Source organism: Pseudonocardia sp. NPDC049154, assembly GCF_040648315.1.
Lineage (GTDB): Bacteria > Actinomycetota > Actinomycetes > Mycobacteriales > Pseudonocardiaceae > Pseudonocardia.
In genome coordinates this window covers 1-11,966 of sequence record NZ_JBEZDN010000185.1, presented here as the reverse complement: position 1 = coordinate 11,966, position 11,966 = coordinate 1, and the positions used below count along the sequence as shown (strand labels likewise).

General features: G+C 73.3%; 9 protein-coding genes. 1 reads left to right on the top strand and 8 read right to left on the bottom strand.

Translation table 11 applies throughout. From position 1 onward, the window contains the following. Positions 1-55 precede the first annotated feature (55 nt). The 4 genes from AB0B41_RS40850 to AB0B41_RS40835 are packed head-to-tail and all read right to left on the bottom strand — an operon-like array spanning position 56 to position 4,719. Positions 56-571, bottom strand: coding sequence for a hypothetical protein (locus tag AB0B41_RS40850; RefSeq protein WP_358212405.1), 516 nt, complete (start codon positions 569-571; stop codon positions 56-58). A gap of 44 nt (positions 572-615) precedes the next feature. Further along, a complete protein-coding gene (cydD, locus tag AB0B41_RS40845) occupies positions 616-2,289 on the bottom strand; it encodes a thiol reductant ABC exporter subunit CydD (RefSeq protein WP_358212404.1) in 1,674 nt (557 codons plus the stop codon). After that, positions 2,290-3,291 carry a cytochrome d ubiquinol oxidase subunit II gene (gene cydB / locus AB0B41_RS40840; protein WP_358212403.1) on the bottom strand — a complete coding sequence of 334 codons (1,002 nt, stop codon included), beginning with the start codon at positions 3,289-3,291 and terminating at the stop codon, positions 2,290-2,292. It abuts the gene before it with no gap. Between the two features lie 9 nt (positions 3,292-3,300). Next, positions 3,301-4,719, bottom strand: coding sequence for a cytochrome ubiquinol oxidase subunit I (locus AB0B41_RS40835; RefSeq protein ID WP_358212402.1), 1,419 nt, complete (start codon positions 4,717-4,719; stop codon positions 3,301-3,303). Between the two features lie 120 nt (positions 4,720-4,839). Here AB0B41_RS40835 and AB0B41_RS40830 point away from each other — a divergent pair, with 120 nt between their 5' ends. After that, positions 4,840-5,901 (top strand): LLM class flavin-dependent oxidoreductase, encoded by a 1,062-nt coding sequence (locus AB0B41_RS40830; protein ID WP_358212401.1) that lies wholly within the window; start codon positions 4,840-4,842, stop codon positions 5,899-5,901. A gap of 46 nt (positions 5,902-5,947) precedes the next feature. On the opposite strand, the gene AB0B41_RS40825 is transcribed toward AB0B41_RS40830, so the two are convergent. The 4 genes from AB0B41_RS40825 to AB0B41_RS40810 all read right to left on the bottom strand — a co-directional run. Beyond that, complete coding sequence (locus AB0B41_RS40825) at positions 5,948-6,904, bottom strand: GNAT family N-acetyltransferase (RefSeq protein ID WP_358212400.1); 957 nt, start codon at positions 6,902-6,904, stop codon at positions 5,948-5,950. 186 nt (positions 6,905-7,090) lie between these two features. After that, positions 7,091-7,939 carry an alpha/beta hydrolase gene (locus tag AB0B41_RS40820; protein ID WP_358212399.1) on the bottom strand — a complete coding sequence of 283 codons (849 nt, stop codon included), beginning with the start codon at positions 7,937-7,939 and terminating at the stop codon, positions 7,091-7,093. Between the two features lie 67 nt (positions 7,940-8,006). Continuing rightward, positions 8,007-10,790, bottom strand: coding sequence for an AAA family ATPase (locus AB0B41_RS40815; protein ID WP_358212398.1), 2,784 nt, complete (start codon positions 10,788-10,790; stop codon positions 8,007-8,009). A gap of 158 nt (positions 10,791-10,948) precedes the next feature. Then, positions 10,949-11,966, bottom strand: a 1,018-nt coding sequence (locus AB0B41_RS40810) for a beta-propeller fold lactonase family protein (RefSeq protein WP_358212397.1), incomplete at its 5' end; no start/stop codon positions are given.

Here is an 11,966-nt window from a genome sequence, read left to right as displayed (position 1 = left end):
GTCTCGAGGGCAAGGTCGCCTTCATCACCGGTGTGGCCCGGGGCCAGGGCCGCAGTCACGCGCTCACACTGGCCCTTGTGGCCACGCCGGCCAGCACCAGGCCGGCCGCGAGCAGCAGCCCGCCCTCGGTCAGCAGTGCGGTCGACAGCGTGACCACCCCGCCCCCGACCAGCAGCGCCGCCAGCGGCGGGGTCAGGCCGCGGACCAGCAGGTCCTGCGTGGCGTCGGTGTCGCTGACCAGCCGCGAGACGAGGTCGCCCGAGCGGAACCGGCGGACCGGCTCGGTGGCCGCGAGGCGGGCGTAGACGCGGTCCCGGGCGTCGGCGAGGGTGCGCAGTGCGGCGTCGTGGGTGACCAGGCGTTCGAGGTAGCGGGCCACGCCGCGGGTCACGCCGAGCGCACGGGTCAGCACCACCGCGACGCTCAGCGCGGTCACGGCCGGATGGGTCGCGGCGGTCGCGATCAGCCAGGCCGCCAGCGAGAGCAGCCCCACGCCCGCGGCCGTCGCCGCGGCCCCGAGCAGCACGCCCAGCGCGAACCGGCCGCCCCGAGGTCGCGCGAGCCCCAGCATCCGCACCACCCCGTGAGTGCGTACTGCCCCTAGAGGGTCACTCATCACTCACGACCCTCGCTGACCAGCGCCGGAGCGACGAGCCGGACGAGTCCGGCGCCGGCCGGCAGCTCGTCGGCCCACGCCGGGTCGTGCGTCACGATCACCGCGGTCCGGCCCTCGACCAGCCGCCCGACCGCGCGCCGCACGGCGGCCGCGTTGTCCGGGTCCAGGTGGGCGGTCGGCTCGTCGAGCAGCACGAGCGGCGGGGTCTCCGCGCACTCGGCCCGCAGGAAGGCCCGGGCGAGCGCGACCCGCTGGCGCTGCCCGGCCGACAGCCGCGCGCCCCGCTCGCCGAGCCGGGTGGCGAACCCCGCGGGCAGCCCGGCCACGACGTCGTCGAGCTCGGCCAGGGTGGCGGCCCGGCGCACGGCCGCCATCGGCGCGTCAGGCTCGCCGAGGCGGATGTTGCCGGCGAGCGTGTCGTCGAACAGGTACGGGTCCTGGGGCACCCACGCGACGGCGCGGCGCCAGCGGTCGGGGTCGGCCGCGGCGAGATCGTCCCCGTTCACCGTGATCCGGCCCGAGGTGGGCTCGACGAACCGCAGCAGCAGGCCGAGCAGGGTGGACTTGCCCGCCCCGCTCGGCCCCGTGACGAGCGTGGTGCCGCCGGCGGGCAGGGTCAGGTCGAGGTCGTGGAGGGCGTCGTGGACCCGGCCGGGGTACTGGACCGTGACGCCGTGCAGGCGGATGGCGCCGGTCGGAGCGGCACCGGTGCCGGCGGGGACAACGCCGGCCCGGTCGTCGAGCACCGTGAAGACCTGCTGGGCCGCGGCGATGCCCTCCATGCTGGCGTGGAACCGCGCCCCGACCTCGCGCAGCGGCAGGTACGCCTCGGGCGCGAGGATCAGCACGAGCAGCGCGGTCTCCAGGTCGAGGCGGCCGTAGAGCAGTCGGAAGCCGACCTCCACGGCCACCAGCGCCACGGCGAGCGTCGCCAGGACCTCGAGCACGAAGGCGGACAGGAACGCCACCTTCAGCGTGCCCATGGTCGCCTCGCGGTGCTGGTCGGTGACCTTCCGGACCAGCGCCGCCTCGGCCTTCGCGCGCCGGAACAGGGCGAGCGTGGGCAGCCCCTCGACGACGTCGAGGAAGTGCCCGCCGAGCCGGTTCAGCAGCGCCCACTGGCGGTTCGTCCGGGCCTGCGTGTGCATGCCGACCAGCGCCATGAACAGCGGGATCAGGGGGACGGTCACCGCGACGACGACCGCCGACACCCAGTCCGCGCCCGCGATCACCACGAGCACCGCGACCGGGACCATCACGGCCAGGACGAGCTGGGGGAGGTAGCGGGCGAAGTAGTCGTCGAGCGCGTCGAGACCCCGGGTGGCGAGGGTGACCAGCTCGCCGGCGTCCCGGTCGCGGGGGACCCCGCCGGTGACGTGCCGGACCAGCCGCATCCGCAGCTGCGACTTCGCCGAGGCGGCGCTGCGCAGCGCGGCGGCCTCGGCGCCGTAGGCGAGCCCGGCCCTGGCGACCGCCACCGCGGCGACGGCGGCGATCACCAGGGCGAGCTCCTCGAGCCCCGCGCCGCCGGTCGCGCGGGCGACGACGCGGGACACGAGCCACGCCTGCAGCAGGATCAGCCCGGTGAGGGCCGCGCCGCACGCGGTGGCGACGAGCAGGTGCGTGCGGACGGCGCTCGCCGTGCGCAGCAGGCGGGGATCGAGGGGTTTCATCTAGTGCGCCGGGCTGATGTGGGCGCGGGTGACGCGCTTGCGGAAGACCCAGTAGCTCCAGGCCTGGTAGGCGAGCACGAGCGGCAGGAAGACCGCCGCCACCCAGGTCAGCACCGTGAGCGTGTAGGGCGCCGACGCGGCGTTGTCGATCGTCAGCGAGTTCGCCGGGTCCGTGGTCGACGGCAGGACGTCGGGGAACAGCGACCCGAAGACGAGCACGGCCAGCATGCCCACGGCCACCGCCGTGGCGGTGAACGCCCAGCCCTCGCGCCCCCGCCGGACCAGGCCGGCACCGAGCGCGAGCGCCACGACCGACACGACCGCGACCGGCAGGGTCCACGGCTCGCCGCTGCGCGCCTGCGTCCAGCCGGCGAAGGCGACCAGCAGGGGCAGCACCACCAGCGCCGCCCAGGCCGCGAACGACCGGGCCCGCATCCGCACCGGCCCGTCCGTCTTCAGCGCGAGGAACACCGCGCCGTGCAGCAGGAACAGGCCGAGGGTGAGCACGCCGCCGAGCACCGCGTAGCCGTTGAACAGCTCGACGACGTTCGTGGTGACGACGTGGTCCGGCCCCATCTCCAGGCCCCGGACCAGGTTGGCGAACAGCAGGCCCCACAGGCACGCGGGGAGCGCGCTGCCCGCGACGATCACGACGTCCCAGCGCCGGCGCCAGGCCGCCGAGTCGACCTTGCCGCGGTACTCGAACGCCACGCCGCGCCCGATCAGGGCGAGCAGGATCAGCAGCATCGGCAGGTAGAAGCCGCTGAGCATCGAGGCGTACCAGGCCGGGAACGCGGCGAAGGTCGCCCCGACGGCGGTGATCAGCCAGACCTCGTTGCCGTCCCAGACCGGGCCGATCGAGTTGATCATCACGCGGCGGTCGGTGTCGTCCTTCGACAGCACCGGCAGCAGCGCGCCGACGCCGAAGTCGAAGCCCTCCAGGACGAGGTAGCCGGTCCAGAGGACGGCGATGGCGAGGAACCAGATGACTGTCAGGTCCATGATCGGCTCCTAGTAGACGAAGGCGGGGACGCGGTCGTCCGTGCGGTCGGGCTCGGCTGTGTCGTCTTCCGGGTAGGGCATGACGGCCGCGGTGCCCGCCTTGACGTACCGGCGCAGCAGCCCGAACTCGACGACCGCCAGCACGGCGTAGATCAGGGTGAACGCGGACAACGAGATCGCGACCTCGGTGAGGCTCACCCCTGGGCTGACGCTGTTCGCGGTGAGCAGCTCGCCCACGACCGTCCACGGCTGGCGGCCCATCTCGGTGAGGATCCAGCCGAAGATGTTGGCCAGCAGGGCCGCCGGGAGCGCGGCGACGACCAGCCGGTACTGCCAGCGGTAGGGGAAGAGCCGGCCCTTGCGCGTGAGCCACAGCCCGACGACCGAGATCGCCACGCCGGCCAGGCCGAGACCCATCATCATCCGGAACGCCCAGTAGAGGAGGCCGACGTTCGGGATGTAGGTGCCGGGGCCGAAGGCCTGCTCGTAGCGGGCCTGGATGTCGTTGATGCCCTGGACGTCCCCGCTGAAGTCGCCGGTCGCGAGGAAGGCCAGCACGCCGGGGACCTGCACGTTGATGTGGTTGCGGCCGTCCTGGATGTCGCCCACGGCGAAGATCGAGAAGCCGGCGCCGTGCTCGTCGTCCCAGAGGGCCTCGGCGCTGGCGAGCTTCATCGGCTCGTACTGCGCCATCAGCTTGGCCTGGTGGTCGCCGCTCAGGGTGACGACGACGCCTGCGATCGCGGTGACCACGAACCCGGCCCGCATGCTCCTGCGGAACAGCTCGTGCTCGCGCGGCTCCGCGTTCTTGAGCAGCTTGTACGCGCTGACGGCGGCGACGAACAGCCCGGCGGCGATGAACGCGGCACTCACCACGTGGAGATACGTGGACCAGGCCTGGTCGTTGCTCAGCACCGCCCAGATGCTGGTCAGCCGGGCCTGCCCGGTGGTCGGGTCGATCTCGAAGCCGACGGGGTGCCGCATCCAGGCGTTGGCCGCGAGGATGAAGTAGGCGCTCAGGTTGGTGCCGATCGCGGCGGCCCAGATGCAGGCCAGGTGGACGCGGCGGGGGAGCTTGTCCCAGCCGAAGATCCACAGCCCGATGAAGGTCGACTCGAGGAAGAACGCGAGCAGCGCCTCCATGGCCAGCGGCGCGCCGAAGACGTCGCCGACGAAGGTCGAGTAGTCGCTCCAGTTCATCCCGAACTGGAACTCCTGGACGATCCCGGTCACCACGCCCATCGCGAAGTTGATCAGGAAGAGCTTGCCGAAGAACTTCGTGGCGCGCAGGTACTCGGTCCGGCCCGTGCGGTGCCACGCGGTCTGCAGGGAGGCGACGATCACGGACAGCCCGATGGTCAGCGGGACGAACAGGAAGTGGTAGATCGTCGTGATCCCGAACTGCCAACGGGCCAGGTCGAGTGCCATGGCGGCGGCTCCTCCCGAACTTCTACGACTTGTAGAGCCTCTGGCTCAGTTCTACACCACGTAGAAGATTCGGGGCAGGTGTGTCCGATCACGGTGCGGGGTGCCGTTACGGTCCTGGCCATGATCGGCGCGCGGCCCCGGGTCGGGGTGTTCCTGCTGGCCCCCGGCTTCCCCGGCCGGCCGGCGACCGACGTGCTGGAGGGGACGGTCGCGGCGGCCGTCGCCGCGGAGGAGGCCGGGTTCGACGCGGTCTGGCTCGCCGAGCACCACTTCATGACCTACGGGCTGTGCCCCTCGGCCGTCACGCTCGCCGGGTACGTCCTCGGCGCCACCTCACGGATCACCGTCGGCACCGCGGTGAGCGTGCTGTCCGTGCAGCACCCGGTCGCCCTCGCCGAACAGGCGCTGCTGCTCGACCAGGTGTCCGGCGGCCGGTTCCGGCTCGGCGTCGGGCGCGGCGGGCCGTGGGTGGACCTGGAGGTGTTCGGCACGGGGCCGGAGCGGCTCGACGACGGGTTCGCCGAGTCGCTCGACCTGCTGCTGTCGGGCCTGTCCGGGCCCCGGGTCCGCGGCGACGGGCCGCACTTCCGGTTCCGCCCGGTCGAGATCGTGCCCGGTCCGCGGAGCGGGGTGGACCCGCTGCTGGCGGTCACCTCCGGGACCGGGATCGGCCTCGCTGCCGACCGCGGCCTGCCCATGTTGCTCGGCATGCACGCCGACGACGACGAGAAGGCCCGGTTCGTCCGTGCCTACCGCGAGCGGGGCGGGCCGGAGGTCGTGCACGTCAGCACCCACCTCGCGCACGTCGCCGACACCACCGCCGCCGCCCAGGCCGAGGTCCGGGAGTCGCTCCCGCGCTGGCTTCGGCCGGGGCTCGCGGGCTACACGCGCTACGACGGCGCACCTCGCACCCCACGGGACGCCGACGACTACACCGACCTCCTCTGCCGCCTCCACGCGGTCGGCGACCCCGCCCTCTGCCGCGCCCGCCTGGAGCGCACCCTCCGCCGCACCGGCGCCCGTGCCCTCGCACTGATGGTCGAGACCACGGGCGACACTGCCCGGACCTGCGCGAACGTCGCCCGCCTCGGCGCCGAGGTGCTCCCCGCCCTCACCCTCCCGCCCGCCACCCGGTCTCGTCGGGAGGCCCACGAGGACGAGGTCGGCGCCCCGGTCCGGTGACGGCGGCGCGTGTGCCTCCGGCCCAGGCCGTAGGGCCCGCGACCGGCTACCGCCAATCGTCGATGACGAAAGCGTTCGGGTGGTGGTAGGCCTCGTCGTCGGGCTGGTGCATCGTCACCCCGATCAGGCCGGCCTTGTAGCCGCGGTCCAGGAGCTGACGGTAGGCCGCTCGGCGGCCGGTACTGACGCCGGCGACGATCGTCCGTGCGTCCCGGCCGGCCGCATAACCCTCGCAGGCGTCGAGGAGGCGCGCGAAGCGCTGCTCCGCCCCCGGTCCCGACCTGGCCGCACCGAACTTCACGAAGCACGTCTCGCTTCCCGCCTCGGTGCCGGGGCCCACGTGACAGATCCCGAACGCGGCCAGGCCGTCCGCGTCGTACACCAGGACCGTGTCACCCAGTTTCTGGCCACGTGCCGCATCGACCTCCCTCCGCAGATCGAGGCCGTCGAGGATCGATCCGGTCACGGCCGCGATCCCCGCGTAGCCCTCCCGCACATCAGCGAGCGCGGAGAACGTGGTCCAGCCTTCGTTCGGCCCCGCCACCGGCTTGCCGAGAACGGACGACAGATAGCCGGGCAGGAATCCGTAACGCTGGTAGAGGGAGACGTGCTTGGGGCTGTGACCGAACGTGAACAGACCACGGTGCCGCACTCCTCTCTCGTCGAAGAGGGGCATCGTCCGGTCGAGCAGGGCCCGCGCCACGCCGCGATCCCACAACCAAGGCTCGACCGTGAGCGGGCCGAAGAAGCCGACGCTGCCCCAGCAGCTGACGAAGTTGGTTCCGACCAGGCGCCCGTCCACCTCGGCTGCCAGACTCGATTCAGGATCGGCCGCCCACCGCGCCCTGGCGTACTCGGCGTCGCCCATGAAGGCCATCGGGTCCGGGAGCCCGAGGAACGTGCCGAAGGCCAGCCGCATGATCCGGTCGGCCTCGGCCAGGTCCTCCTCCGCCAGTCGGCGAACCGTGATCCCACCCGCTGGCTCGGGCTCAGATGCGTTCATCCGTCCCGCTCCTCCGCCTCGTCGGGCTCCTGACCGTACGGGCGACCGCCCGCCCCTGAAGTGCCATCCGACCCGCAACACCCGGGCCGAAGGGTATCCGGAACTGGGCAGAGGAAATGTCGTCCTGCCGAAGTCGCGGGCTGGATGCCCGTCCCGCCCGGGCCCCGATTCGCGGCCCGTCCGGATTCACCGTGGGACGAAGTCGGCGACGAGTTGCGCAATGCGGGCAGGGTCCTGGAGCGGCATGCCGTGGCTGACGCCGGGCACCACGACGTGCCGCGCGGCAGGCAGCATGCCTGCGAGAATCGTCGCCGTCTCGTCGTAGGCGCGCGTCACGGCGGCGCTGTCGCCGCCGGTGACGAGCAGGACCGGTGCCGTGACCCGTGATGCTCGCCCGGGGTCGAGGTTCCATTCGACTGCGGCGCGGATCTCGTCGGTGAAGAAGAACGTGGCGTCGCGAACGATGCGGTCGAAGGCGTCCTCACCCAGGCGGGCGGTGACGACGGCTCGGTAGCCGGGACCGTCGACGCCGCTGAGGAACGTGTCGGTCGCCTGGGCGAAGTCGCCGGCGCCGACTGCTGCCATGGCAGGGCCGACGACCTCACGGGCCAGGACCTGGCTGGACGGCCCTGCCGGGTTCGGCGCGGGCTCCAGCAGGACGAGCCCCGCGATCAGGTCGACGTCGTCGATCGCCGCCTGGAGCCCGATGCAGCCGCTGGACGAGTGCCCGATCCAGTGGGCGCGCCGGATCCCGAGTTCCCGCAGGAGCCGACAGCACTGGCCCGCATGGTCGGCCAGGGTGAGGTGCCCGGGGGGCCGGGAACTGGCGCCGTAGCCGGCGCGGTGGACCCGTACGACCCGGAACCCGTCGAGTGCCGGTTCGTCGAACATCGGCCGGAACCACTCGCCGAAGACGCCGGCGTGGACGAGGAAGACCGTGTGGGTCGCGTCGTGTGGGCCGCGGTCCCAGTACTCGAGTTCGGCGTCGCCGACGTCGATACGACCGTGCCTGGTTGCGGTGTCCGTGGTGGTCATGTCCTGCACGCTGCCCGGGGTGCTCCGCGGGGGGATCCGGGCGACGCACGGATCTGGGACGCGCAGCTCACGGAGCCAGGCCCGTCAAGCCCTCCCGCGATCTCGTGCCGGTCTTGAGCAGCAGGTTGCTGACGTGGGTCTCGACGGTGCGCCGCGACAGCTGGAGCCGGCCGGCGATCTCGACGTTGCCGAGGCCTTCGGCGACCAGTCTCAGGACCTGCAGCTCACGGCCGGTCACGCCGAGGGCCCGCAGCCGCGGAGGGACCACCTCGGCGTAGCGACCGGGACGGGGCACCGGCAGGCCGAGACGACGCAGGTGCCCTGCGCAGAGCCTGGCCATGCGGATCTCGCCGTGGCCCAGCAACCAGGCGTGAGCCTCGCGCAGCAGCGCGGGAGCATCTCCGAGTCGGCCGTCGACCGCGCGCGGCACGAGCATGATCCGCAGCCAGTAGCGGAGGAACGGGTGGGGCGTCAGCAGCCGGTCGCCCTCGGCGAGCAGCAGGCCGGGGCCGACCTGCTGGACGTGCGCGACGGCGTCGGCATAGGCGAGCGCGGCGCGGTTGACGGCCTGGACCAGGACGTCGGATTCCCGTAGCTCCGCACGTGGGCCACCGTCGGTGGGGTCGCACACGGTGCGCAGCACGACCCATTCGCCCCAGACCGGCGCCGGCGGTGCGGCGGGCAGCGTCCGCAGGAGAGCGACGCAGTCGTCGAGTTCCCGCGCGGCCCGCTCGTCGTCACCGTCCAGCCAGGCGTCGGTGGCCCGGTTGTGCGACCGCTCGGAGCGGTACAGCGGACTCGGGACGAGCCGGTCGACCTCGTCGAGGAGCGGGTCCGCCTCGCCGGCGCGGCCGGCATGCACCCGGCCGCGGGCGACGAACATCACCGCGTGCGCCTGGATGCCGGTGAGCCCCAGCCGCCCGGCCCGGTCCGCGCACCGTTCGGCGCGGGGCATGACGCCGACCATCCCCTCGGTCCCCGTGGTCATGGCGATGGCCTGGAGGTCGAGGGCGGTCGCAGTGCCGAGCATGCCGGCGTCGAGCGCGAGCGCCTGCGCCTCGGCGATGCGGCCCGCCGGTGCCGCCCCGTACAACTCGGAGGCGCCGAGCTCGGCGAGCGCCCGGATTCGCCACGGCGTGAGGCCGTGACCGGCCGCGACCCGCTCGGCCCGCTCGAAGGCGGCGACGGACGCCGTCGGGTCGCGGCGCCGCAGCGCCCGCCCGACGACCTCGAGCGCCTCGCACAGGACGTCCGGCGTGCCGGCCTGCTCGGCGCCCGCCGCAGCGCTCGTGGCCAGGGCCAACGCCTGGTCGAGGTCCTCGGCGTGGAGGGCGATGTGGGCGGCGAGCGCCTGGACCCGCGGGTCGTCGGGATCCCCGAACAGCGTGAGGTAGCGGCCGGCCTCGTCGAAGTGGTGGCCGCCCACGCAGGCCCGGGCGGCGGCGACGGCCAGCGCCGTCCGTTCTGCTCCCGCTGCGGTCGGCAGCGCGACGTCCGCCGCCGCGATCGCCTCGTCGGTACGCGTCTGCAGGGCGAAGGCCTGGATCCGCTCGACCGTGATCGCCACGAGCAGGCCCGGGTCCCCTGCGGCCAGCACGACGGCCCGCTCCAGGATCTCCTGGGCGGTGGCCAGAGCCCCGGCGGCAACGGCGTCGCGCGCCTCGTCGAGCAGCAGCGCGGCGGCGCGGACCGGACGTCCGCCGCGGGCCTGCAGGTCCGCGACCAGGGCCCGGCGCACACCCACGCCGTCGTCGAGCGCCTCCGCGGCACGCGCTGCGATCGCGCCCCGCTCCGGCGGGGTGAGCCCGGCAAGAACCGCACCGCAGGTGAGCGCGTGCCGCCAGCGCACGTCTCCGGCCACGTTCCTGGTGAGGAGGCCGGCGTCGACGGCCGACGACAGGCCGTCGGCGACCTCGACGGCATCCGACCCGGAGACGGTCGTGAGCAGATCCGCGTCGAGCTCGGGACCCAGCACGGCGGCGGTGCGGACCAGCTCCCGAACCCGGGGCGCCAGGCCCGCGACGCGGTGATGGACCAGGGCCAGATGGGAGGGAGACAGTCCGCCGGCGAGCGTGCTCGTCGTTCGCCACCCGTTCCCGTCCCGTACCAGCGACCCGCTTTCCACGAGCCCGGCCGTCAACTCGGCGACCAGGAGGGGAACACCCTCGCTCACCCGTGCCACGTACTCGTCGACCTCCGGCGGGAGCTCCCCGCCGACGGTCCGACGCGCCAGCAGAGCGACGTCGGGCGGAGGCAGCGGACGCAGCACGACGGTCCGGATCCGACCATGACGATGCAGGGCGGTGAGGGCGTCGGGAACGGCCTGGTCGTCGCGTGCCGCGACGACGACGGTCGCCGCCACCTCCCGGAGACCTCCTGCGAGGTACTCCAGCAGCGCGAGGGTGTCCCGATCCGCCCACTGGGCGTCGTCCAGGACGAGCACCGTTCGCGCGTCGGTCGAGAGCACCCGCAGCAGGGCGAGCACCGCCTCACCGAGGACGACCACGGGATCGACGAGATGCGTACCCGGGGCCGGCCCGGCCGGCCAGGTCGGCAGGATCCGGGCGAGCACGGCGCGGAACGGCGACAGAGGCCCCTCGTCGGCGAGCGCAGGTGGCGCGACCCGAACCAAAGCCTCTGCCACCGGGCGGAACGGGCCCCCGCCGGGCACCGCGTGCCCCGACGCGACCACTGCGCCGGCGCCGTTCGCACGCCGCGTCAGCTCCTCGAGCAGGGTCGTCTTGCCGCTGCCCGCACAGCCCGTCACCAGCACCATCCGGCCCGGCCCGCCATGGCAGGCATCCAGCAGCGCCGCCAACTCCTCCGAACGACCGACGAGCGTCGGACCCATCCGGCGAGTATCGCGGACATGTGCGGGGCAAGCCACGATCTCGCCGAGTGGCCTCCGTCTGGATCCAGCCACCCACCGAGGTCGACGGCGCGCTGGCCCGCATGGTCACCCAGCACGGCGCAAGGAGCGGTTCCGTGCGCTGGCGGGGGCGTCGCGGGTCAGGCGGTCGCGAGGACCGAGAGAGTGTTGTCGTCGTAGTTCGTGACGTACGCGGTGCGCCCGTCGGGAGCCACGGCGATGGTCGTCGGGCTGCGGCCGACCTGCAGCGTGGACACGACCGCGCGGGTGCCGGTGTCGATGGTGGAGACGGTGCCGCCGCCACTGTTCGCGACGTAGGCGTGCTTTCCGTCGGGGGCGAACGCGACGCTCTGCGGGTTCGCCCCGACCGGGATCGTGCCGGTGACCTTCTCGCTCGCGATGTCGATGACGGAGACCGTGTTCTGGTCGTAGTCGACGACGTAGACGGTGCTCTGGTCGGGCGACACGGCCAGGCTGTGCGGGCTGCGACCCACCGGGATCACCGCGGTGACGGCGTGGGTGCGCCCGTCGAGCACCGAGACGACGTTCGACTCGTGGTCGGCGACGAACGCCTTCGAGCCGTCCGCGGTGAAGGCCACGAAGTGCGGGTTGGGCTTCACCGGGATCCTCCCGGTCACCGACTTGGTCCTCCAGTCGATCACCGAGATGTCCGCGGAGTCGTGGTTCGGGACCAGGATGGTGTTGCCGTCCGGGGAGACCGCCGAGGCGTAGGGGTGCAGGCCGACCGGGATGGTGAGCGTGACCGCGCGTGACGCCGTGTCGACCACGTCGACGGCGTTCACCGCGTTGGCGGCGGTGGTGGCCGGGTTGTAGACGCTCACGTAGAGACGTGCGCCGTCCGGGCTGATGCTCGCGAACTGCGGCGGTCCGTTGGGCACAGGAACGGTGGCCGTGATCCCCATCGTGCCCGTGTCGATCACGGAGATCGAGTTGGAGCCGGTGTTCATGACGTAGGCGGTGCGGCCGTCGGGCGACAGGAGCACGTCCTGCGGGTTCTGGCCGACCGGGGTGGTCCGGGAGACGGTCGGATTCGGGATGCTCGCGGCGACGCCGCCGGCGGCGGCGGGCGGCGACGCGCCGCCGCCCCCGCCCCGGCGGCGGTTCACGCCGATACCGGGCCCGGCCCACACCACGATC